Raw genomic sequence first — 23,457 nt, 5'->3', positions numbered from 1 at the left:
GGGGCACCACGCGTGTGCCGTCCGGGGCCACGGGTCTCACTGCACGATCTCGACCGGCGCGTCCGGCAGGGCGTCCAGGAAGAGGCGGCCATAGCGCTTGGTGAGGATGCGGTTGTCGAGGATCGACACCAGGCCCTTGTCCTTGGCGGTGCGGATCAGGCGGCCGACACCTTGGCGGAGCTTCAGGATCGCTTCCGGCACCGAGTATTCCATGAAGGGATTCGCCCCTGTCGCCTCCAGGGCTTCCAAGCGCGATTGCGTGAGCGGATGGTCCGGCACCGCGAAGGGCAGGCGCGTGACCACCACGTTCGAGAGGGTCTCGCCGGGCACATCGACGCCGGTCCAGAAGCTGTCCGTGCCGAAGAGCACGCTGTGGATGTCGCGGCGGAATTCCTCGACCATCCGGTGCCGCGGCATGCCATCGCCCTGCACCAGCAGACGCCAGCCCTTGTCCTCGAAATGGCGGCGCAGTTTGTCCGCCGCATCCTTCATCGTCCGGTAGCTGGTGAAGAGCACGAAGGCCTTGCCCTCGCTGGCTTCCACCGCGGCGCGGATCGCTTCCACCATCGCCTTCGCGTAGGCTGGCGCGCTCGGTTCCGGCATGTTTTTCCAGATCCGGATCTTCATCTGGCGCTGGAAATCGAAGGGGCTGCCGATGCACAGCGCGGGCACGGATTCCGCGCCCACGCGGCCGCGGAACCAGCCGAGCTGCGGATCCCCCACCCCGAGCGTGGCGCTGGTCATCACGCAGGTCTTGCCCGGCGCGAAGAGCAGATTGCGCAGCTTGTCCGCCACCCGGATCGGCGCGGCATGCAGCGAGAACAAGCTCTCGTCGCGGCCCGAGCGCTCGATCCAGTGGACGTTGTCCTCGCTGCTCTGATCGAGGAAGCAGGCGATCGCGCCATGAGCCTCGCGCAGCTTGCGGGAGGCGTCCTGGAGCTCGGCGCGGGTGGTCTCGCTATCGACGTCCTGGGCGAGCGTATCGATCTCGGTCCAGAGCTTGCGCAGCGGATCGGCGGCGGTATTCGGGACCAGCTCGGGCTGCCGCACGCGCCATTCCTTCGAGTATTCGCCGAAGTTCGCGGCATGGCCCAGATCGCCGAAAAACTCATCCGCGGCCTTGATCGCATCCTCCACCGCCAGCATCGCCGAGGACTTGCGGAAGGAGCGCAGCAGGCCCTTGCGGGTCCGCGGATTGTAGAGCCGCTGGAGGTCGAAACGCATGCCCGCCTGGCTCAGCCGCAGGCCGAGCTGGACCGCCGCGACCTGTTCCAAGGTGTGCGCCTCATCAAGGATCACGAAATCGTTCGGGAACAGGAAGCCGGAGGGTCTTTCGCTTTCGAGATCCTCGCTGGTCTCCATCAGCGCGAAGAACAACGTGTGGTTCACCACCACCAGCTTGGCCTCGGCGGCGGCCTTGCGGGCTTCCTGGAAGAAACAATTGCCGCGCGGCCCGCAGTGGCGGGCGGTGCAAAGATGGGCTTCCGAGCAGACCTGCAGCCAGACCTTCATCGAGGGCTGGAAGTCCAGATCGCTCAAGGTGCCGTCCTGCGTGGCTTCCGCCCAAGTGCGGATTTTCCCGAGTTCCTCGCTCTCGCTGGAGGTGAAAAGATCCCCCGCCTGCTCAAGCGCGCGGCGCAGGCGCATCGGGCAGAGGTAGTTCCCGCGGCCCTTCAGTAGCACCGCCGGCAAGTCGTCGCCCAGCAGCTTCCGGACAATCGGGATGTCCTTGCGGATCAGCTGCTCCTGCAAGTTGATGGTGTGCGTGGAGATGACCGCCTTGCGCCCGGTTTTGAGGGCGAAGCGCGCGGCCGGAAGCAGGTAGGCGAGGGATTTCCCGACCCCGGTGCCCGCCTCCGCCACCAGGCAGCGCTTGGTGAAAAGGGCTTCCGCCACTGCCACCGCCAGTTGCTGCTGTTCCGCGCGGAATTCGAAGTCCTTCGACTTGGCCAGAATCCCGGCGTGTGAGAAGGCCACACCGATATCCTCGACAAAAGGGTCGGGCAGCGGTTGTCCCTCCAAGGCGGCGATCATGCGGCCCGCATTTGCGCCGCGGAGCCCCGCCCCTGCCAAGCACCAAACCGGCGATCTTTACAAACCCCGTGCGCATCGCATGCTCCCGCGGTCTGCCCGCCATGACGCGTATCCTCGTACCCCTGCTCCTTGCCCTCGGCGGTGCCTTGCTTGCCCTGTGGGCCGGCCCCGCGGAGCGGACCCTTGTCGAGGAACAACTGAGCGACTTCCCCGGCGTGCAGGCCGGCGCGCACTCGCTGCGGCCCGTGATCGCCGTGGCGCTCTGCTTCCTGCCCGCGCTCGGCGGGCTCTTCTACGCCAGCGGGAACACGATGGCCCGCTACGTCACCCGCCAATTCGTCGCGGTCTTCTTCATCTGCCTTGGCGGGCTATTCGTCGTCTGGCTGGTCGCGGATCTGGGCGACAATCTGGACGACATCAAGCAGGCGGCCAATCCCGGCCACCTGGCTCTGAAGCTCTACTCGGTGCGCCTCCCGGAAGTCCTGGTGATGCTGCTGCCTTATTCCCTGCTGCTCTCGATCCTCTACTGCCTGGGCCGTCTGTCGCGCTCGCGGGAAATCGTGGCGATGATCCAGACCGGCCGCGGCCTGGCGCGGCTGACCATGCCCTTCCTGATGGGCGGTGCGCTCGCGGCGCTGCTCTGTGCCGGCCTCAACTACCAGTGGGCTCCTGCCGCGATCGGCGCGGAAAACGTGATCCTGCGCGAGGCGAAGGGCATCGGCGGCGTCGCCCAGCCGAACATCCGCTACCGCAATTTCCCCGCCCGCCGCCTGTGGATGGTCGGCTCCTTCCCGCCGGACTATCAGAAGGGTGTGCCGCTGCAGAACGTGATGGTGATCCAGGAGCATCCGGATGGCCGGCTCGCGACCATCATCACCGCCGAGACTGCCGCTTGGTCGCCGATGACCCACGACTGGACGCTGCGCGAGGTCCGCAAGCGGGTCTTCGATGACATGCCCTTCCCGCATTTCGAGAAAATCCCGGACCCGCTGCTGGTCACCAATTGGGACGAGGTGCCGACCCAGATCATCCGCCCCGGCCTGCCGGCGGAGCAACTCGGGATTCCCGACCTGAACGACTGGCTCGCCGCCAATCCGGACAATAGCTGGGCCAGCCGCGGCGGCCACATGACCCAGTGGCACTACCGCTGGGCCCAACCTTTCAACTGCCTGATCGTGGTCCTGCTGGCGGTGCCGCTCGGGGTGGTCTTCTCGCGCCGCGGCACCGGCGGCGGCGTGGCGATGGCGGTCTTCCTCTGCCTCGGCATGCTCTTCGTCTCCAGCGTCTGCCTGAATCTGGGCGATGCCGGGTATCTCAAGCCGGCTTGGGCGGCGTGGCTGCCGAACCTGCTCTTCGGCATCCTGGCCATCTATCTTTTCCAGCGCCGGCTGGCTGGGCGTCCGATCTATCAGACGCTCATGAAGTTCCTCCCGTCCGGAGCCTGATCTGCATTCACGATGGCACTACCCGAATCCTGGCACATCCGTTCCCGCGCCCGCGTCTGCACCGCTACCGGGCGGCCCTTCGAAGATGGCGAAACGATCGTGACCGCGCTGTTTCCCGACGCCGAATCGTCCGGCTATGTGCGGCTGGACTTTTGCCTGGAAGCCTGGAAGGCCCGGACCCCCGAGGACGACAAGCCCTTTTCCTTCTGGAAGGCCGTCTATCAGGCACCTGCCGCGGGTCCCGAAAAGCCGGATTCCTTCAAGAAGGAAAGCCCGGAGGATCTGCTGCGCCGCCTGGTGGAGGAAGAGGAGGAGCACACCGAAAACGTCCGCTACATCCTGGCCGTGATGCTGGAGCGCAAGAAAGTGCTGCGGGAAACCGACACCCAGCGCACGCCCTCCGGGATCATCCGGGTCTACGAGCACCGCAAGCTCGGGGACGTGTTCATCGTCCGCGATCCGGATATTCCCCTCGATCAGATCGAAAAGGTTCAGGACGAGGTATTCATGCTTTTGGAGAGCGGCGGGCGCTTGGCGGAGGAAGAGCCGGTGGCTTTGGAAGGAGAGGCTGCCGGGGAGGAAACGGTGCCTGAAGAAGGGGATGCTACGCCAGAAGTAGTAGAAGAAGCGGTTTCCGAGGATGCCCCGGATGATCATGTCGCTGTCGAAGAGGCGGCGGACGAATCTTCTCCCAAGGAGAGCGATTCGGAACGGGTGTAGGCCGGGGTCCAAACGTCTGTGAGGCCCCGACAGCCGCGGCCCTTCACGGACGGCTCTTCCGCCGTAGACGCGGAGCCTCTGGCCCGCAGAATGGTCCAGGGGAGAAGTGATCGCGGGAGGCTGGCAGTAGAAGCGACGGCGCTTTCCATGCGAAGTTCGCGATGTGCCCTGCTTCACCCATAGCTTCTGCGGGCCCGAGGCTCCGCACCCCCGGCGGAAGAGCCGTCCGTGGCGACACATCGAAATGTTGCATCCCGCACGATGCAGCGTGCGTGGAGCGACCTGAAAGTGGCACCCGGGATGTCCGGGTAGGTCTAAAGGCCTATTCCTCAATGGCCGGGTTCTGTGGCACAAGCATTGCGAGAGTAGTCGTAGAAACGGCCGGGCCCTTCCCGGCTTCCAACCCGCAAAGCCATGAACACATCGATTTTCTTCCGCAGCCTTCGCTGGACGATCTTGGCGGCAGCAATTCACACCGCCGCCGCGACTCCTTCGCCGGGTCCTGAAGCAGGAGCGGAAACCGCAGATTTCATCGCCGTGGATATCCAAGGCGACCGCCGCATGGTCGGCAGCAAGGTGGAAGTGAGCGTCGCCGGAGACATCGCCACCCTCAGCGGCAGCGCCGTTTCCTTGGAACAAGCCGAACGTGCCGGAGCCCGGGCAAAATCCATGGACGGCATCCGCGCGGTGGTGAACCACCTCAAGGTCGTCGATCCGATCGCCAAGGACGCGATCTTGGCGGATCGGGTCCAGCAGCGCTTGGTCAAGAGCCCAGCGCTCGACGCCTCCCGGGTGAAGGTCAGCGTGGACAAGCGCCGCGCGGTGCTGAGCGGGCAGATCGGCTCGTGGGATGAACAGGAACTGGCGCGGGAAATCGCGACGGAGATTCCGGGGATCAAGGAAGTCGACAACCGCTTGGAGGTGACCTTCGACACGGTCCGGACGGACGCCGCGATCAAGGCCCAGATCGAATACATGGTGGCCGATGATCCGCTCTACGCCGGGATCGAGATCGACGTGATCGTGAAGGATGGCGTGGTGAACCTGGGCGGCGCAGTTGGCAGCACCGGTGAGAAAGATCAATTGGTCAGCCGCTCGCACGTCACCGGAGTGACGGGGGTCAAAGCAGACGACGTGATGATCAGCCGCGAGCTGGCGATGGAGGGAATGAGCGGCAAGGTGCCATCACCGAAGGCGACCTTGGCGGCATGGGCAGCGGCTTTTTCCGCTGATCCGCGCCTCAAGCACTCCGAGATTCATGCGGACCTCGACAAGAACGTGATGAAGCTCACCGGCGTCGCTCCTACCCAAGAGGCGAAGGCCGCGGCGGAATCGACGGCACGGGGATTGCCCGGGGTGTCGGTGGTGGCCAATGAGATCCAAGTGACCGGTGGTAGTGAGACCGCAAGTGCCGGGAAAACCGGTCAGGTGGCGGCGGTTGAACGGTAATTGTTTTTCGGCTCTCTGCCTGCATGAGAGGGTCTGCACGCCAACCGGCGGCTTCGACCGGCCTTTCTTGTAGCGGTTTAGCCGCAGCGACCCACAACAGGAGAATTCCATATGGCCCAGCGTAACGCCGTTTTCCCCGCAGGTCGGCATGACCTCTACACGTCGCAGAACTATTCCGCAGCAATCAGATCAGGTGATCTCCTGTTTGTCTCCGGTCAGGTAGGCAGTCGCAGCGATGGTTCACCCGAGCCGGACTTTGAGGCTCAGGTCCGTCTGGCATTCGCCAATCTCAAGGCGACCCTGCAAGCGGGTGGATGCGGGCTCGACGATATCGTCGACGTGACGACCTTTCATACCGATCCCGAAAATCAGTTCGGCACGATCATGAGCGTTAAAAGCGAGGTCTTCCCGGAAGCGCCTTATCCGAATTGGACGGCGATCGGCGTCAACTGGCTGGGGGGATTCGACTTCGAGATCAAGGTTATCGCCCATATCCCCGGCTGAGTATCGCCAAGGTAAAGGCGCGCCTGAGACACCTTCACGGCTTCCAGCGGGCGAGCTTGCAGACGTGCTTGAAGTGCTTCGCCTCGACCGGGGTGATCGAGAGGCGGGTGCCCTTTTGGAGGACCACCATACCGTCAAGGGCAGGGTCTTCCTTCATCTGCTGGAGCGGAATCTCCGCATCGAATTTCGCGACGAACTCGAAATCCACGAGGATCCAGCGGGGATTGTCCTTCGGCGAGGTCGGATCGTGATACTCCGATTTCGGATCGAACTGGGTCGGATCGGGATAAGGTTCCCCTGCCACTTTCGCGATCCCCGCCACGCCGGGCGGATTGGTGCTGGAGTGGTAGAAGAGCGCGAGGTCGCCGGGGCTCATGTCATCCCGCATCGAGTTCCGCGCCTGATAGTTGCGGACCCCGCTCCAAGGCTCGCGCTTGGCCTTGCGGAGATGGTCGATGGAGAAAACGTCGGGCTCCGATTTGATCAGCCAGTAGCGCATGGCCAGTGAGGCTAGCGGGTCCGGCGGGAGTGGCAAGCGAGGGAGGAGAAGCTCTGATCCTACCTCGGCTTCGGTGGCGGAGGGGACACGGATTCGCGCATGACGAAGGTCTTGAGGGGTAGGCGGGGATCGACGCCGTCGGCCTTGTAGATGATCGCGAGCGAGCGCTCGTTGGGGTTCTGGAAGAAGGACCCGGAGTAGTAGCGCTTGATACCGCCCTTGGGATCGGCGGCACCGACCTGAAAGGGGGTGTCCACTCCCAGCGGCAGCTTGCGGCGGAAGGATTTTCCGGCGAGCAAGGCGAGATTTTCGCCGCCGAAGACGACGCCCACCGTGACGGGGGAAAGATTGATGAAGCGGGCCGTGCCGGCAGGGGCCGACTCGGGATCTTCCGCAATGACCACGGAGCGGGTGGCGTTCCAAGTTCGCTCGACGGGATCCCGCCACAGCACGACGAGGAAATCGCCCTCTTCCGGGCGGTCTAATTTGAGCCAAGGCACGCTATCCTCCTTTTCCCCCTTCCGGCGGACAGTGAGGGGGCCGGCACCTGCGGGGACCTTCAGGGGTTCAGTGATCTGGCCCAATTGCAGGTCGGCTTCCTGCCGGCTGTCATCGTTCACGCCCAGGATCACCTTCGCCGGCGGAACGCTTCCGGGCGAGGGCGGAAGTTCGTAGGCGATGCCGTCCCGGATCTCCTGGCGGAATGGCGGGATATCGCCGACGGGCAGGAAGCGCACATGGCGGCCCTTGTCGGTCTTGGACTCCTTTTCAGGCTCGGTCTGCGCGTAGAGCGGCAGGGCCAGCAGGGACCAAGCGGCCATGAGCAATCGCGCGAGGATCGGCATGCGGGAAAGCTGGCATGGAAGGAGGGAAAGGACAAGGCGGGGAGGTTTCCAGCGAAGCGGACTGCCTGTAGGGATTCACCGGCAGATGTCCGGAACGGAAGTCGCGTAGCGACCGTGGAGTGCGCGCAGCCAGCTGCCGCTGTCGGCAGGCAGCCTGCTGCCGTGGAGCACGGGAGAGTTCCCCTACCCCGCTCCGTCCGCGGCTCGCCACACCCAGTGTTTCGCCTTTGCAGCGCCCCTCGCAGCAGGCTGCATCGGGACAGCGGCAGCAGGCTGCGCGCAGTCCACGGCAGCGAAGCCGCGGAAGACACCTACCGGTGAGTCCGCCTGAAGGCGGGACTACTTACCCTTGGGGGCGGGCTGTGGGGGTTGGTTCCCTTTGCAGCGCCCCTCGCAGCAGGCTGCATCGGGACAGCGGCAGCAAGCTGCGCGCAGTCCACGGCAGCGAAGCCGCGGAAGACAAATCCTTAAAGGCCTTGGACTGAAGTCCGCGCTCCCGGCTTAGATCTCCTCCGGGGCGAGCCAGCGGAAGGCGGTCATCAGGAAGCGGCGGCCGAAGTCGCCCGGCCGACCGGCATCGGTGCAATTGATGCCGCCTTCATCCGGGCTCAGCGGTTCGGGGGTGCGCTGCACCACGGCTTCGCACCAGGCCCGCGCCACGATCTCGCCGTCCGCATCAACGGCATCCCCGTAAGCGCGGATCACGAAGCTATCCGAGCGGGCGCTGAGCGCGGGACCGATCACCTGCAGGACATCGGCCTGAGTCAGGTAGCCGGGCGCGCCCCATGCCTTCGAGGCCGGCTTGAGCGTCTGCTCGAGGGCAGTCGCGTCCCGGATGTTATCGGGGTGGCTGTAGTCAGGCAGGGACTTGGTGTTGTCCAAGGGGTACTCGTCGATGAACTTCTGATTGAGCCCCGCGCGCTCGATGGCCGCTTGGAGCGGGCCCATGCGCCCGGTGCTGTCCTCGGCCAGACGCCGGTTCACGAAGTCCGCCAGGGAGACAAAGGGCCCACGGAGCTTCACCTCGACGACGATCGCGCGGGCCAGCGAGTCGATCTGCTCCTCGGTGAGCGAGCGGAAGCCGGCCCAAGCCGAGTCACCGTCCGTGGCACCGCCGTTCCATTCGCCGCCGGGGGCATTCAGGATGCCAGGGAAAGGCACGCCGCCGGAAGGTGAGAAGCCGGCGCGACGGCTGGAGGCGAGCAGGGCCTTCCATGCGTCCACGCTGGTCGAATTGACGTTGAAGGCGCCGTCCACCATGAGGTGATAGGCCGCGCGCTGGAAGTCGCCGAGGGAGTCGCCAGTAACTCCAGTGCGGGTCGAGGGGGCTAGGCGCATGCGGGCATTCGGCAGCGGTGCCGCTTCCGGATCCTTGGCAAAGTCCGACTTTTCCGTGGCGGAGCCGGTGGACAGGAAGTAGCGGTCCCACAAGGTCCGGTTGACCTCGTAGGAGAGGTCGTAAACCAGATTGTCCGTCGCCGGCACATCACCCAGCATGGCGCGTGCGGTGGTGGCCCAGATGTTCTTGGTCTTGGCGCGCTGGACATCGTTGGACCAACCGAGTTCGACCTCCTGGAAGCCACCCATGGCGGCGGAGGCACCGGGATTGCCGACCGCGGCGGTGCGGTTGAGGCCCTTGTCATTGCCGAGCCCGAGGCGGGGATCGGCCAGGGAATTCCCGATCGCGAAGGACGGGTGCCAGATCAGTTCGGAGATCTTGGCATGCTGGAACTGGGCCAGCGAGAGCACACCCGTCTCCGCATGCGCGAGATCGAAAACGACCATACGCGACATGCCTTCCTGCGGAGGGCCGAAGGGATTCCCGTGGTAGCGGCTATCGCGGAGCACCGGCACCTGCTCCTGCCAACTGACGGCCTGGTCGTAGAGATCGCGGGTGTAGGCACCGAAGAACCACGGACCGCTGGCGGACTGGGAAGCGCTGCCGCTGGTCGGCAGGGTGCCTCCCAGATTGTCCCATGGCGAACGCATGATATACGATGCGCGCGGGTTCCAATTGGCGAGCAGGGCGTCTTCGAAGTGGCTGGTCTGGGAGAGTTTGCCCGAGCCCCCGACATTCGAAGGATGCTCCCTGAACCAACGCAGGCGGATGCCCTCCCGGGTGCGGACGTTCGGAATGATGTTCGGTTTCGGATCATCGCGCGCCACCAGTTGCATCGGCATCTTGATGCTGTCGCCCCAGGCGATGCGGGGCTCCCGGCCGGCTCCGAATTGGAGGGAGGCGGAAAGCACACAGACCTGCGGCAAGGCGTCGAAGTCCTCGAAGGTGATCGTCTGGTTGGCATTGGCCACGCTCTTGACGATCACCCGCGTATCGTCCGCTTGATTGGGGACGTTGCCAAAGCCCGCGGACCCGGGTGCGAACCAGAATTGCACCGGCTGGTAAGCCATGCCGCCCAGACCGGTGCTATCCAGATCAGCTCCGGAGACGTAAAAGCTGCGGGCCGGGTCCGGCGGAACCGCACAGGTCAGTTCGTTGGTATTGAGATTATAAGGGCCGGGCCGGTAGACGCTGCGTCCGTCATACTCTTTGCATCCTGCGGGCGAGAAGACGAGGGACTCGCCGGGCTTGAAGGTCGTGGCCGGCACTACGAAATAGTAGGAGCCCATGTAGGGATCGTTGTAGCCGGCACCGCTCGTGAGGTTGGCGAAATCCATGCTGCGCCCGCCTTCGAAACTCAGCCAGGAAACCTGCTCGGAGAAGTAAAGGGGCGACTTCACCTTGTTGACGTTGACATTGCGCGTCCACATCTCCTGGCGCCCGTTGCCTTGGATCACCACGATCATGCGGTCGGCCCGTAGCTCGACGTTGTACGGATTCCAGAAGGTGACCCGCGGATACATGAAGGTCCGGAGCTGGAAGACCTTGATCGGAGCGTCCTGATTCGTGTAGGGGATGGTCTTGTCGACGTAGGTGGCCCATTGCTGGTAGTTCACGGCCTCCACCAAGACCGGTTGCAGGGCCGAACGCCGGTTGTCGGCGAGCTTCACCGCCGATTCGTTGGACAAGGCCAGATTACGGCTGGTGCCAGCTGAACTCGAATCGAGGTCCGGCAATTTGGTGCTGACATCGGGATTTTTGAGAAGCACCGAGGTATTGGCCCAGTCCCGCAGCAGGCCGAAGCGCGGGCCGGCCAAGTTATGGCGCGGGGAGACGACGCTTTTGTGCTGGTCCGCCTCGATCCCGACCAAGGAATCGCCATCGGAGAGTTCCCCGGTTCCAGAGTCCGAAGCGACCTGTCCGTTGCTGGCGAGATAGGCGGTCAGGTCGCGCTTGAGGCCGCCCCCGGCGACATCCGAGAGCACCCCGGCGGACTGGACGGTGTAATCGAAGGCGTGGTCCTTGACCCATTCCGCACCGAGCCGGGTAAAGCCTGCGGTCTGGCTGCTGGCGAGGCGATCCTCCTCCCCCTTCTCAAGCGCCGAGCCTTCCGCGATGACCGCGAGATCGGGAGCTTGCGAGGCGAGGACGCGGTAAAGCCCGCCGTCGCCCGGGGAATCGACGTTCGCATTGATATCGGCGCGGGGATCGCTGGTCGAAATGTTGGCACGGACACCGAGATCGCCGGTCCACCAAGCATAGTGGCCGGCAATGCTGTTGGCATCGGGAGCCACGGGCACTTTGGGCACTTCGACGGCTTTCCGGGTCGCGTCTCCGGTGGTGCCTTCCGCGACCATCGTCACGGGTTTTTCCAAGTCGCTGTCCGTAGGCTTCTTGCGACCGCTCACCAACCACTCGGAGACTTGGTCGGCCACCGATACGCCGCTCGCCAAGCGGGTATCCCGCAGGCCGCCGTTGAGATCGTCCCGGACCAGATAGGGCGTGCCGTCCTCCTGGGTGGCGCGCCAGGCCGCGGTCCAGTGTTGCTGCGGGGTGGCGTCGCCCAGCAGGGCGGAAGTTCCCGTGACCCGCTGGTCCGGGCCGGCGTTCTTCTGCAATTGGCCGATCGCGGTGATCAACGCCATGCGGGCATTCGCCCGGGCAGCGGCCGCGTATTGGTCCCGCGAAGCCTTGCGTAACTCGATGGAGGAGAGACTGGTTATGCCCAAAACCAAAAGGGTCAGGAGCACCATCATCAGAATGCAGGCTACGAGCGCGAATCCCTTGTCGGGTCCACGGCGAGACTTCACTGGCTGATGAGGTCCAGTCACGGAAAGGTAATTACATCGTGTTCTTTGAATCTGCGAGTGGGAAATTGTTCCCAAAGCGACAGATCTTGCCTGTGGCGCACACGGAAAACGGAGCACCCGCCGTGCCTAACGGTTGTCTTCCGCCGCGGGGGCGAGGCGGGTTACACGCGGCCCTTGCCCGCCTTTTCTTCCTCCGCGGCCACTCCGGCCAGTTCAGCGATGAAAACTTCGACCACCGGGGACAGGGTTCCGGAGAGGGAGATCCCCGCGGCGACGCAGACCGGTTCGGGCTCGGGGTCGATGGGCAGGATCACCACCCGGTCGAAGCGGGTGCCCGCGGCGACGAAGGCCACGCCGAGGCCCGCGGCCAAGGCGGCACCGAGGCTGGTGACGCCGTCGAATTCCCCCGCGATCTTCGCCTGCAAGCCGTGCTCGCGGAAGAGGCGGGTGATGCTTTGCCAATATTCCGGGTAATCGGCGCGCGCGTAGAGCAGGAGCTTCTGGCCATCGAGGCTGGCGAGGGTGACCTTTTTCTGGCTGGCGAGGGGATGGTTCTCCGGCACCGCCAGGCGCATGCGGTGGCGGCGGATGGTGGTCCAGCGGACGCCTTGGGCATCGCCCTCCCATGGGACGGTGACGACGACATCGAGCTTCCCCTGGGTCAGCCCGTCACGCATCTCGGCACTGGAGCAGTCGGACAATTGGACGCGGACGCGGGGATGGATCTGCGAGAAGCGCTCCAGGGCAAGGCCGAGCAGCGGGCCGGCGAGCGAGGGCGCGTAGCCGATGCGCAGCGGCTCGCCATCGGCGGTGGCGCGGACCTGCTTGACCACCCGCTCGGCGCGGTCGAGGAGCTTGCGGCCCTCGTCCAGCAGGACACTGCCGGCGGGGGTGAGGCTGACGGAATGGGCACCGCGGGTGAAGAGTTCGACGCCGAGTTCTTCCTCCAGCGACTTGATCTGGCGGCTGAGCGCGGGCTGGGTCAGGTGCATGCGCTTGGCGGCCGCGGTGATGCTACCCTCCTCCGCCGCCGCGAGAAACAACTGCAACTGCCGTAACTCCATGGCGACGGTCAGTAGGGCAGAAATCTCCAATCACCAATCTTCCAATCATCAATCGGCGTGTTTTGAAGAGAGATTCGATCCGGAGAGGGGCCCGATGGGTTATCCGGGAGGTTCATTCCCGTCTTCCAGACACTTCGCTTGATGATTGGAAGATTGGTGATTGATGATTTCTTCAGCGATGACGGTGCGGCATGCTGAGCCTGTCGACACGGCATTAGGCAAGGGGCCGAATCGTGGCAGGATGGGGACGTGAAAACGAACACCGACCTGACCATCCGCCGCTCCGGCGAGCGCGGGCATGTGGACCATGGCTGGCTCGACAGCCGCTTCACTTTCTCCTTCGCCGACTACTATGATCCCGCGCACATGGGCTTCCGCTCGCTGCGGGTGATCAATGACGACGTGGTCGCCCCGGGGGGCGGCTTCCCCATGCACCCGCACCGGGACATGGAGATCTTCTCCTATCTGCTGGAAGGCCAGCTGGCCCACCAGGACAGCATGGGAAATTCGCGGGTGATCTCGCCCGGCCAGATCCAGGTGATGAGCGCCGGCTCCGGTGTGACCCACTCGGAATTCAACCCGTCTTCCACGGAGAAGGCCCACCTGCTCCAGATCTGGATCACCCCGGACAAGCGGGGCCTGAAGCCGCGCTACACGGAGTGGACCCACACGCCGGAGCAGGAAAATGCCGCCAAGGTGCTGGTGATCTCGAACGACGGTCGCGACGGTTCCGCCACCATTTCCCAGAATGCCGATATCTGGCGCCTGAAACTCCAGCCCGGCGAAAGCAGCGCCCACACCCTGGCCCCGGGCCGCGGGCTGTGGCTGCACGTCATCCGGGGAAGCGCGGAATTCAACGGCGCGGGAATATCCGCCGGGGATGCGGTCTCCAGCGAGCGCGCGGGTGAATTCACGCTGAAGGCGGACGAGACGGAAGTGGAAGCGCTTCTGTTTGACCTCGCATGATCAAGTTCCAAGTTAGAAGTTCCAAGTCACAAACTGAAGTTTTCAACCTAAAGACACTACCATGAAACAGTACCTTGCTCTCCCCGCCGCACTGGCGGCCCTTGCCTTCGCCTCCTGCGAGAACCCCGCGGACAAGACCGAGAACGCCACCGTGAAGGATGCCGTCGACAAAAAGGTCGAGACCGGCGGCGGCACGAAATACACCTTCACCCCGGAATCGAAGATCGAATTCACCGGCTCCAAGGTGACCGGCAAGCACGACGGCGGCTTCAAGACCTTCACCGGCTACTTCACCGTCAAGGACGGCAAGCCGGTCGGCAACGACCACAAGGTCACCATCGACATGGCCTCGACCTTCGCCGATGCGGAGAAGCTGACCACGCACCTGAAGTCCCCGGATTTCTTCGACGTGGAGAAGTTCCCGCAGACCACCTTCGACACGATCGAGTTGAAGGCGAATTCCGAGACCTCCTACACGGTCTCGGGGAACTTCACGCTGCACGGGGTGAAGAAGAACATCAGCTTCCCGGCCGAGGTCAGCAAGGACGGCGACAAGGTGAAGATCAAGGCGACCTTCGACATCAAGCGGAAGGACTTCGGGATCGTCTACACCGGCAAGGCGGACGACCTGATCCGTGACGAGGTGGTGATCCGCCTCGATCTGGAAGCCAAGCCGGGTGCTTGAGCACGGCGGGATCATTCCCAAGGGCGGCCGGGGTGGAAATCCCGGCCGCCTTTTTTCGTGCCCGGATATTTTGGACTACCGAAGGGCTTTGCCTACGGCGCGATCCATGCTAACAACAAGGTGTCCCGAGTCCCACGTCTCCATGGTGTTACCTCAATTCTCCCTTCCATTCCGCATCTCGGCCGCTGGCACTTGCCTCGCCCTGGCCTCGTGCGGACCCGTCAATATCATCAACAAGCCGCTCCGGCCTGCGCAGCGGGCGGAGCATGTGATGTACGAGTGGCATGACGACTACGGACCGGGGAAGCTCAAGGTGAACATCGACCTGAACGAGCAGCGCGCGACCTACACGCGGGGCGGGCGGAATATCGGCTGGTCCTATGTGGCGACCGGCAAGGAGGGACACGGCACGCCTTCCGGTAACTATCGGATCACCGAAAAGATCGTGGATAAATATTCGAACCGCTACGGCTGGATCGAGGACGAATATGGCAATGTGACCAACGGCGATGCCAAACCGAGTACCAAGGTGCCGCCGGGCGAAAAATACGTGCCCGCGCCGATGCCCTATTGGATGCGGATCACCGGCGGCGGGATCGGCCTGCATGCAGGGGTGATTCCCCAACCGGGGGAAGCCGCCTCGCACGGGTGCATCCGCCTGCCGAAGGAACTCGCGCCGACGCTTTTCGAGGCCGTGGACGTCGGAACGCCGGTGGTGATCTCGCACTGAGAGGTGGTCATCACGGCAGCGGCCTGCCACCCGACAGCTTCCACTTGAGCAAGGGCAGGACGATCTTGCCGATGCCTTGGGCGTCCGGATGAACCCCGTCCGCCACGTAGGCTTGATAGGTCGCGGGATCGTCCTGCTGGAGCGCCGCCCAGTTCGAGTGGTGGTCGATCAGCAGCAGGCCGCGTTCGGCGGCGACCTCGCGATACATCTGGTAGTAGGCCGCGAGATTCGGGCGAAGGGAAGCGGAGGCATTGCTGCCGGAAGGTGAATTCCAGACCGTGTTCGTGGTCTGGAGGATGATCTCGGCGGCGGGGTTCTGAGCCTGGATCGCCTCGATGATGGTGATGAGATTCGCGCGCGCCAGGGGAACGGAGAGGTTCGGCGTGCCATCGCTGTAGAGGAAGGCATCGTTCATCGCGAACTCGATGAAGACGGTGTCGGGATGATGGGCGAGCACCTTCGCATTCAACTGGGCCACGCCCTCCGCCGAATTCTTGCCGCTCAGGCCGCTGTTGATCACGGTGAGCAGGCCGGGGTATTTCCCGGAGAGCCAGGAATTGATCTGGCTCACCCAGGCCCCGCCTGCGGTCAGGCTCGTGCCATAGACGACGACTTTCCGCGGCGAGCCTGCGGCCAAGGCGGTGACCAGGCTAGCGGCCGGAGCGTCGAGGCCGATGCGGAAGAACTTGCGTGCCGCATCCTTCACCACCGGAACCTGGAAACTTTCGAAGGGTGCGGGACCGGCATTCAGCGAGAAAGCGAGCTGGAAGGCATTCGCCCCGCCGGGAGCCAGGTCCGGCTTGCTCAGGCTCAGGTCGAAGATGTCACCCTCCGTAAAGAGATCGAAATAGCCCGGATGTTCCTTCACCGCGGCGATGAAGGATTCGTTCGAGACGTAGGGATCGAGGCCCAATGTGATCTCCCGCACGTCGCTCATCCCGTCGTTGTCCGAATCCTCGAAGGGGTCCACGGGGGCGAAGCCGACGGCATCGGCGATGACGTAGCCGTTGGCGGAGGTGTTGCTGATCACGATGCCTTCCGTGGCCGCACCGGTAAACTCGTATAAGCCCAGTAGGTTCCACTTTCCGCCATTCGCGCGTTGATCCACGGCCAGCAGCGAAGTCCCGTGGCGATGGCGGATTTCGACGGCGGCATTCGAGGCCCGGTTGGTGTGGGAGGTCCAGCGCAGGGAGACCCTTTGGTAGCCGGAGACCCCGGCGGGCAGGCGATAGGCGACCTGCTTGGTGCCTTGGCCGGCGCCGTCGTCGTGCAAGTAGTCGGTGCCGATGAACCCCGCGGTGGAGGTGCCCGATAGCCAGTCTCCCGTGACGGTCACGAGGGCGGTGTCGCTGTTGTCGACGACGGACGTCGGCTGGCCGATCACCGCTTCCCCGAGCGACTGACCCGCAGCGAGCAACAAGGGGCGCAATTGGGCATAGGGTACGCTCTGGACCGCGAGGTCCTGATCGATCGCCAGGCTGGCGGCTATGGCCGAGGACTGGGCAAGTGCCATGAAGACCGGTTCCATCCGGATCGAGCCGAAGGCCATGTGCGTGGCGGATATGCTCCAAGGCACGAGAAGATTCGTGCATTCCCCCACCTTCGGGACGAGCGAGCGATAAGCGATCGGATAGGGATTCGGGACGCTGAGCTGGATATCGCCCTCGTTCTTCACCATGCCGTTTTTCACGTGGCGCTGCACGTGATGGGAGTCCATCGAGTAAGCGGCGAGACCCACCGAATCGGGCACTACGACCTCGCCGGTGCAGTGCTTCTGGGTCATGACGTGATCGGAAACCATGCGGCGGGCCTCGCGGACGTAGAGCTGCCAGGGCCAGTTGCCGTTGTCGGTGAACTCGTCGGCAGGCAGGCCCCACTTGGCGTAGCTGTTGCGGATCTCCACGGGAACCCGGGTGCTATTTTGCAGGGTCCAGAGGATGCCGCGCTGCCAATTCTCGTGCTGCTTGGCGAGGGCCAGACGCTGGTCGTGATTGAGGGTGGTCCAGTCCCAGCCGGGGCCGTAGTTTTTTCCGATGTAATCGGTGGAGATGCCGCCGGTGTTGTTCGAGTCGGTCTTGCGGTTCGGCATCAGGTCGAGCTTGAAGAAGCCGCCGGTCTGGCCCGCGGCGATCGAGCGGAAGAGCAGTTCGTAGTCGGCCTCGTTGTAGCCGGGCGGTTGCGCGACCATCACCCGGTTCGCGACCACGTCGGTCAGCACCATGCGGAAACAGTAGGCCTGCAATCGCGCGTCGCCGCTGCCATCCGTGCCGCCGGCATCCGCGGCCACGCCGGGCAGCAGGCCGCTGGCGGGGTTACCCGCGATGACATAGGGACTGACGTTGTCACGGAGCTGGTTCTTGGTCGCCGCGGCGGCCTGGATGCCATTGACGGTTTCGCCGTAGGTGGCATTGGCCTCGCGCCCGACGGTGAAGCTGACGCCCGCACCCGGCAGCAGGTCGCCCTCGTAGCTGGCATCGATGAACATCTTGCCACCGAACTCCCGCCCGTCCTCGAGGCGGACGTGGTCGATCTTGTTAGAGGCCATGCTCACGCCCGCGGCGAGGTCGAGACGACCGGTGACGACGGTCACGCTTTGCTCGGCGAGGAGCTGGTTGAAGACCGCCTCCGCGACCTTCGGCTCGAAGACCGAGGCGATCTCGAGCGTGTCATTGAAAGCCGGGCCGCCCTGTCCCGCATTCCCGAAGCTGGCGCGCGTCTGCCAATTCCATGCGCCGCCCTGCTGATAGTGCAGATAGGCGCGGTGGTAGAACTCGCGGCTGATCCCGCCGAGGATCGTGCTCTTGCCGAGATCCGTCCACCCGAGCCCGCTCGTGGTCAAGCCCCCGAGATGGGCGGTGGGAGAGATCAGCACCACGCTCTTGCCGGAGCGGGCGACCTGGACCGCCGCGGCGACCCCGCCGGAAGTGCCACCATAGACAACGACATCGTAAGGAACGGGGGCCGCAGTGGCCGTGGCGAGGGAAGCAGCAGTGAGGAAAAGGAAGCGGTTCAAGGCGTATCGAGGTAGAGCCGCAGGAAATTGCGGGATGGTGGAGAGTCAAGAGGATTGCCGACGGACTCGATCACGGTGCCGCTACCCTTGGCGATGTCCACCGAGTAGTCGATGGAGTCCGCCCCGAAGACCCGGAGGAAAGGACCACGCAGGCCACGGTCCACGATCTGATTGCTGGAGTAGAGACCGACGAACTTCGGATTCGCCTTCACCGCGGCAATGAGGACGGCATCGGAGACGAAGGGATCGAGCCCGAGTGCCGCTTCCTGTGAATTCGTGAGACCGTCGGCATCACTGTCCGGATCGGTGGGCGCTGTAAAGGGCGTCACGTCGGCATAGGTCGCGCCGATGCGGATTTCATCGACCAGCACGGAGTTGCCCGCGGCCCCCGCGACGCGGACGCGGTCGAATTGCAGGCCGTCAATCATCAGCGAGGCGTGGGGCGCACCCGGTTCGACATCGAGAGCGGGATTGAAGAAGACATCGATGCGGTCGGGCGTTAGGCCGGAGCCGCCGTCCGGCACCAGATGGAGGACCGCAAGCACCGTGGTCCCAACCGTCGTGCCGAAAGCGGCGCTATTCAACACCGGGACGACGCGGCGGGTCAGGCGCAGGTCCTTCCCGCCCGCATTCTCGATCGCGAAGCGCGCGTTGGCTTGGGTGAGATCGTTCTGATAGAAAGAGACGCCGATGAAGTCGGATGAAGTGGTCTGCGGTTGAATCAGCACGGAGATCCAGGTTTCGGCATCGCGGTCGGTCACCTCGCGGGAGCTGATCGTGGTGGTGCCGGTGCCATCCGCGGTGTTCAAGGCCGAGCCGGTGGTGGTGAGGATATTGCCGAAGGCATCGGCAAAGCTCAGGCCCGGGGTGCGGACGATCACGGGATTCGCTCCGTCCCAGGCCGCGATCCAGCCGTCGCCGGCACCGCCTTGGCCCGTGAGGTCGCCCGCCGGGTAGCTAAAGCTGTCCTGAGCCAGCGGTGCCGCAGAGACTAGCGACGCCCCGAAGGCAAATCCCGCCAGGAGAATGGTAGGCGTTCTCATGGTCTCAGGGTGTATCGAGAGTGACGCGGAGGAACTCCTTGTCCGAGGGCAAGGTGATCAAGCGGGTGAAGGTCTCAAGCACCGGCCAGGCGATCAGATCCGTGCTCTGCTGCACTTCGAAGGTGAAGCTCAGCGGATCATTGCCGGTTTTCTGAAGGATCACCCCTCCCCCGTCCTGGGCGAGGATTCCCGCGGCATCGTGGAGATCGAAGTATTCGGGATGGGCTTGGATCGCGGCCACCAACGCGGCATTGGAAGTCTGGGGGTCAAGACCGAGTACCGCTTCCTCGGCATCGCTCAAGCCATCGCCATCGCTGTCCGGATTGCCACCCGAGGCATGCGGGGTCACATCCGCGAAGGACTCGCCGATCCGCAGCTCATCGACGAAGAGCGTGGCCCCGTCCTGCCCGGCGATGCGGACGGAACTAAAGTCGAGGTTGTTTCCCTGGAGGCTTGCGTCCGGCAAGGAGGGATTGCCGCCAAGCAGTGGATCGATGTAGGCCTCCACCTTGTCGGTCCCGCCCGTGCCGGTGCCTTCGCTCAGATGAAGGACCACAAGATGGGTCGTGCCGAAGCTGCCCTTGTGGGAACTCGTGCCGCCGGAGGAACCTATCCCCAGGAAAATGTTGGAAGAGGCATCCACACTCGGGCTGCTGACCGTGAACAATGCCGTGCCGCCGCGGTAAAAGCTCACGCCCTCGAACTTGTTGTTGGTGGCAGGCAGCCGGTAGAGGAAGGAGATCCACACGTCGTTCACCGGAATTCCACCGGCGAGCGTGCGGAAACTGCGCGTGGTGGCGGCACCGGTCGTCTGGACGGCGAGGCCGGAGACGTTCAGCACACTACCGGATAAATCGGTGTATGTCATGGCATCGGCAGCCACGACGCACGAGGCGCCATCCTGGGTCCAAGCGAAATCCCAGCCGCTGCCTCCTTCGAGGTCGGTCAGAGCGGCGGCAGCGTCGTAGGCGAAGGGCTCGTAGGCCAACTCCGCGGCATGGGCGGCCGCAGCGAGGACGAAACAGGCAAGGATTGAAGTGGGTTTTTTCATCTTGGGGAAACGTGGCCGCCGGGAACCCCTGCCGCCGAAAACGGAAGGCCGGTGGCAGGGTTTTTCAAATCAGCGGGCCCGACGCTGGCGGCGGGTAAAAAGGAAACCGAGACCGCCCAGAAGAAGCGCCGAGGATGAGGGTTCCGGCACCGAAACGATCTGCAGCGCGTTCAGGAAACCGCGGCGATCCACCGCGTCATTCCCACCGTCAACGGCGAGGAAGAAGGACTGGCCCTCGGCGACGGTGAAGCTGATCGTCTGGTAGTTGTCGCCGAGGATGAAGGACGTGAACTGCCCGGCGTAAGCGCCCGTGGTGTATCCCGGATTCGCTTGGGATGCGGTCACCGAGGACATGGTGAAGGACGTCGAAGTCGTCCCGACGCTCGAATAGAGGTTCATCGGGTAGGATGCGGCGTTGGAATTGGTGTTCCGCGCCATCACGTAGGCGACATAGTCGCCGGCCGCCAAGCCATCGAGACGCAGGCCGATCGCCCCCATGGTACTGGCCGTGCCAGCTCCGAAGAAGCCATCGCGCCCGACGGCGGTGCTGCTGGTGTTGTCGCCATAGATCGAGCCGGTCCCGAGCAAACCCTGCTGGCCCTGAATCCCCCCGCCGCCGCCCGCCAGATTGACCGCGCCGACGGCGGTGCCGAAGTCGATGATGCCGGTGGCACCGGGCGTCTCCTGCCCGAGATCAAGCGTCACTCCCGCGGCAGCGCCATTTGCGTAGACCAGGTCGCTGCGGTTGTCGGAGGTGGTGATCGTGTTCCAGTTCGTCTGGGACCCCGGAATCGCGCCGGTGCTATGGCCGGGGCTCAAGGTGAGATAGGGCGCGGCCACGACCGAATTGGCCGGGGGGCTGCCGAAATCGAGCATCAGGTTCACCGCATGCAGCGGCGCGACGCTCGCAAGAAATACGAGGAGGGCGGGGTTTTTCACGGGCATTTTTGGGTTTGTTTCCAGGATGGCCCGGAAACGGGATTCACGCTTGAATGCCCGAAAACGCCCCCGACTTAGCAAAGCGGCGTGAGAAAATTTCGAACTCCTGCTAATTTCGGCGTCCTCACCGTCATTCATAGGAGAACAGGAAACGATGCTGGACGACGCCGACAAGCCGACTGTGGAAGAAGCCCACACCGCCGCCGTGCAGGGCTTGTTCCTGAAATTCCAGCCGGCGATCCGCAGCTACATCCTCTCGATCATCCCGGACTTCTCCCTGGCCGACGACGTGGTGCAGGAGACCTTCCTGGTGGTCACCCGGAAATCGGCGGGCTTCGAGCTCGGCACCAGCTTCACCGCCTGGGTGAAGACCATCGCGCGCTTCAAGGCGCTCGAGGCGATCCGCGCCGGACGGAACCGCTTCGAGACGCTTTCGCTGGAAGTGATCGAGGCCCTCGGCACCGAGCAGGGCGAGTTCCGCGGCGATGGCGACGAACGGCTGGCCTTGCTCAGCGCCTGCATCGGTGAACTGGCCCCGCAGGCCCGGCGCTCGATCGAGTTCCGCTACCGCGGCGACCACCTTCCGCCGGAGATCGCCAGCCTGATGGGCTGCACCGTGCAATCGGTGAATGTGACCCTTTCCCGGGCCCGGGCTTTCCTCCGGGAATGTGTCATGCGCAAGCTGTCCGCCCCGGCACCTTGATCCTTTTGAAGCATGTTTGACGAAGCCAGACTGGAGCGCCTGACCGACGCCTACTTCGACCAGGAGTTGACGGCGGAGGAGAAGTGCGAACTCGAGGCAATGCTCCTGGCTTCGTCGCGGGCGCGGAAAATTTTCAATGACCGCTGCGACTCGCACGGCCTGCTCCGCGAATGGGGCATGCAGAGCCGCGCGGAGGAAACGCTGGGCACGGCGGCGACGCGGAAGGTGATTCCATTCGCCCGCCGCGCATGGCTCGGTGCGGGGCTGGCCGCCAGCCTCGCGCTCGGCTGGTGGCTGTTGCCACGCGACGCCGAGGTCGGATCGACCCTTGTGAAAAATACGGCCACTCCCGCGGGAAAAAACGTGGCGATGCTCGCGCAGGCGCTCGACGTGGAATGGGAGGGCGGGGGCTTCGGCGTCGGCTCGCCCTTGCCGAAGGGCTGGCTCAAGATCTCGAAGGGCACGCTGCGGCTGGATTTCTACAGCGGCGCGCGCGTCATCCTGGAAGGCCCGGCGGCGATCGAACTGCTTTCCCCGGACCTGGCCCGCCTGGAGAAAGGCAAGCTGACCGCCCGCGTGCCCCCACCCGCGGAAGGCTTCACCGTGATCAACAACGAGCTGCGGGTCGTGGATCGCGGCACGGAATTCGGCATGAACGTGACCGATGCGAAGACCTGCGAAGTCCACGTCTTCGATGGCGAGGTGGAGCTACAGGGAGATCTTCCCGCGACCACCAAGAAGGACCTCTACGAAGGCAACGGCGTCGCGATTCACGAGGGCGAATGGAAGGCCATCACCGCGGACCGCGCTTCCTTCGCCGACCCGGCCAGCGTGCTGAAAGCCGCGGCCCGCGATACGGAGGCAAAGTGGGCGGCTTGGAAAAAGGTGTCCGGAGGCTTCCGCGGCCTGTCCGACCTGAAGGTGTATTTCGACTTCGAGGACATCGTTCCCGGAGACTCCGTGATCCTCAACAAAGCGAAGGGCGCGGACGGGAATTCGAATGGCTCGGTGATCGGCTGCGATCCCCTTCCCGGCCGCTGGGCACGCAAGGGCGCGCTCGGCTTCGCCAAGACCAGTGACCGCGTGCGCTTCCGCACCGAAGGAAGCAGCCCCTCGGTGACCATGATGGCTTGGGTGCGGGTCGATAGCCTGCCGCAGGATCATAACACGCTCTTTTCGATGGCGCCCGTTCAGGTTGGCGAGATCCATTGGAAGATCGACAAGTCCGGCAAATTGCTGCTCGGGCTGCGGGCGGAGAAGCAGCTCGCCTTCGACGCTTGGGAGCGACTCGAAAGCCCCGAAATTGTCACATCGGAGGATTTCGGACGCTGGATTCATCTCGCAACGGTGATCGACGGGGAGAAGGGCCTGATGAGGCATTTCGTAAACGGCAAGGAAGTGGCCTCCGGCGCGATGAAGCGGCGACCCCAGGTGCAGTTCGGCTTGGCCAATCTCGGCAATGTCGATGCCGCCCAGCCGGACCAACGGGATAAAAACACCGTCCGCAGTTTCAACGGGCGGATCGACGAATTCGCGCTGTTCACGCGGGCCCTCTCGGCCAGCGAAATCGCCGCGATGCGCTGAACGAGAATCCCGCTCGCCAAGCGCGGCGCGGCCT

The 23,457-nt window shown here is 64.2% G+C and carries 18 protein-coding genes; 9 read left to right on the top strand and 9 right to left on the bottom strand.

The window, feature by feature from the left end:
- Positions 1 to 36: 36 nt before the first annotated feature.
- Positions 37 to 2,034, bottom strand: a complete 1,998-nt coding sequence (locus ABWK72_RS19790; RefSeq protein ID WP_367871304.1) for an ATP-dependent DNA helicase — start codon at positions 2,032 to 2,034, stop codon at positions 37 to 39.
- A 101-nt stretch (positions 2,035 to 2,135) separates the two neighbouring features.
- Between ABWK72_RS19790 and ABWK72_RS19785 the strand changes: the two genes are divergently transcribed.
- From ABWK72_RS19785 to ABWK72_RS19770, 4 genes are all read left to right on the top strand, one after another.
- Positions 2,136 to 3,479: an LptF/LptG family permease gene (locus tag ABWK72_RS19785; RefSeq protein WP_367871303.1), complete on the top strand. Its 1,344-nt coding sequence runs from the start codon at positions 2,136 to 2,138 to the stop codon at positions 3,477 to 3,479.
- A gap of 12 nt (positions 3,480 to 3,491) precedes the next feature.
- Complete coding sequence (locus tag ABWK72_RS19780; protein WP_367871302.1) at positions 3,492 to 4,199, top strand: hypothetical protein; 708 nt, start codon at positions 3,492 to 3,494, stop codon at positions 4,197 to 4,199.
- Positions 4,200 to 4,613: 414 nt separating this feature from the next.
- The gene (locus ABWK72_RS19775; protein WP_367871301.1) at positions 4,614 to 5,648 is read left to right on the top strand and encodes a BON domain-containing protein; all 1,035 of its coding nucleotides are present in this window, start codon (positions 4,614 to 4,616) and stop codon (positions 5,646 to 5,648) included.
- A 111-nt stretch (positions 5,649 to 5,759) separates the two neighbouring features.
- Positions 5,760 to 6,152, top strand: a complete 393-nt coding sequence (locus ABWK72_RS19770; protein WP_367871300.1) for a RidA family protein — start codon at positions 5,760 to 5,762, stop codon at positions 6,150 to 6,152.
- Positions 6,153 to 6,186: 34 nt separating this feature from the next.
- On the opposite strand, the gene ABWK72_RS19765 is transcribed toward ABWK72_RS19770, so the two are convergent.
- The 4 genes from ABWK72_RS19765 to ABWK72_RS19750 form a co-directional block, all read right to left on the bottom strand.
- On the bottom strand, positions 6,187 to 6,651 hold the full coding sequence (locus ABWK72_RS19765; protein ID WP_367871299.1) for an EVE domain-containing protein: 465 nt from the start codon (positions 6,649 to 6,651) through the stop codon (positions 6,187 to 6,189).
- A gap of 59 nt (positions 6,652 to 6,710) precedes the next feature.
- Positions 6,711 to 7,496, bottom strand: a complete 786-nt coding sequence (locus tag ABWK72_RS19760) for a hypothetical protein (RefSeq protein WP_367871298.1) — start codon at positions 7,494 to 7,496, stop codon at positions 6,711 to 6,713.
- 501 nt (positions 7,497 to 7,997) lie between these two features.
- Positions 7,998 to 11,591 carry a hypothetical protein gene (locus ABWK72_RS19755; RefSeq protein WP_367871297.1) on the bottom strand — a complete coding sequence of 1,198 codons (3,594 nt, stop codon included), beginning with the start codon at positions 11,589 to 11,591 and terminating at the stop codon, positions 7,998 to 8,000.
- A 215-nt stretch (positions 11,592 to 11,806) separates the two neighbouring features.
- Positions 11,807 to 12,739 carry a LysR family transcriptional regulator gene (locus ABWK72_RS19750; RefSeq protein ID WP_367871296.1) on the bottom strand — a complete coding sequence of 311 codons (933 nt, stop codon included), beginning with the start codon at positions 12,737 to 12,739 and terminating at the stop codon, positions 11,807 to 11,809.
- A 219-nt stretch (positions 12,740 to 12,958) separates the two neighbouring features.
- Between ABWK72_RS19750 and ABWK72_RS19745 the strand changes: the two genes are divergently transcribed.
- The 3 genes from ABWK72_RS19745 to ABWK72_RS19735 all read left to right on the top strand — a co-directional run bounded on the left by ABWK72_RS19745 (position 12,959) and on the right by ABWK72_RS19735 (position 15,090).
- Positions 12,959 to 13,675 (top strand): pirin family protein, encoded by a 717-nt coding sequence (locus ABWK72_RS19745; RefSeq protein ID WP_367871295.1) that lies wholly within the window; start codon positions 12,959 to 12,961, stop codon positions 13,673 to 13,675.
- Between the two features lie 61 nt (positions 13,676 to 13,736).
- Positions 13,737 to 14,360 (top strand): YceI family protein, encoded by a 624-nt coding sequence (locus tag ABWK72_RS19740; protein WP_367871294.1) that lies wholly within the window; start codon positions 13,737 to 13,739, stop codon positions 14,358 to 14,360.
- A 142-nt stretch (positions 14,361 to 14,502) separates the two neighbouring features.
- Positions 14,503 to 15,090: a L,D-transpeptidase gene (locus ABWK72_RS19735; RefSeq protein ID WP_367871293.1), complete on the top strand. Its 588-nt coding sequence runs from the start codon at positions 14,503 to 14,505 to the stop codon at positions 15,088 to 15,090.
- A gap of 10 nt (positions 15,091 to 15,100) precedes the next feature.
- Here ABWK72_RS19735 and ABWK72_RS19730 read toward each other — a convergent pair whose 3' ends face one another.
- The 4 genes from ABWK72_RS19730 to ABWK72_RS19715 all read right to left on the bottom strand — a co-directional run bounded on the left by ABWK72_RS19730 (position 15,101) and on the right by ABWK72_RS19715 (position 21,136).
- Positions 15,101 to 18,103, bottom strand: coding sequence for an FAD-dependent oxidoreductase (locus tag ABWK72_RS19730; protein ID WP_367871292.1), 3,003 nt, complete (start codon positions 18,101 to 18,103; stop codon positions 15,101 to 15,103).
- A complete protein-coding gene (locus tag ABWK72_RS19725; protein WP_367871291.1) occupies positions 18,100 to 19,146 on the bottom strand; it encodes a hypothetical protein in 1,047 nt (348 codons plus the stop codon). The genes ABWK72_RS19730 and ABWK72_RS19725 overlap by 4 nt, the downstream gene beginning before the upstream one ends.
- 4 nt (positions 19,147 to 19,150) lie before the next feature.
- The gene (locus ABWK72_RS19720; RefSeq protein ID WP_367871290.1) at positions 19,151 to 20,197 is read right to left on the bottom strand and encodes a thrombospondin type 3 repeat-containing protein; all 1,047 of its coding nucleotides are present in this window, start codon (positions 20,195 to 20,197) and stop codon (positions 19,151 to 19,153) included.
- A gap of 69 nt (positions 20,198 to 20,266) precedes the next feature.
- Positions 20,267 to 21,136, bottom strand: coding sequence for a PEP-CTERM sorting domain-containing protein (locus ABWK72_RS19715; protein WP_367871289.1), 870 nt, complete (start codon positions 21,134 to 21,136; stop codon positions 20,267 to 20,269).
- A 154-nt stretch (positions 21,137 to 21,290) separates the two neighbouring features.
- Between ABWK72_RS19715 and ABWK72_RS19710 the strand changes: the two genes are divergently transcribed.
- On the top strand, positions 21,291 to 21,839 hold the full coding sequence (locus ABWK72_RS19710) for a sigma-70 family RNA polymerase sigma factor (RefSeq protein WP_367871288.1): 549 nt from the start codon (positions 21,291 to 21,293) through the stop codon (positions 21,837 to 21,839).
- Positions 21,840 to 21,851: 12 nt separating this feature from the next.
- The gene (locus ABWK72_RS19705; RefSeq protein ID WP_367871287.1) at positions 21,852 to 23,423 is read left to right on the top strand and encodes a LamG-like jellyroll fold domain-containing protein; all 1,572 of its coding nucleotides are present in this window, start codon (positions 21,852 to 21,854) and stop codon (positions 23,421 to 23,423) included.
- The last annotated feature ends 34 nt before the right edge of the window (positions 23,424 to 23,457 follow it).

The sequence above is a fragment of the Luteolibacter sp. Populi genome, from assembly GCF_040801775.1.
GTDB lineage: Bacteria > Verrucomicrobiota > Verrucomicrobiia > Verrucomicrobiales > Akkermansiaceae > Haloferula.
Note: the sequence above shows the minus strand (reverse complement) of the source record. Positions and strands in the feature narration are given on the sequence as shown.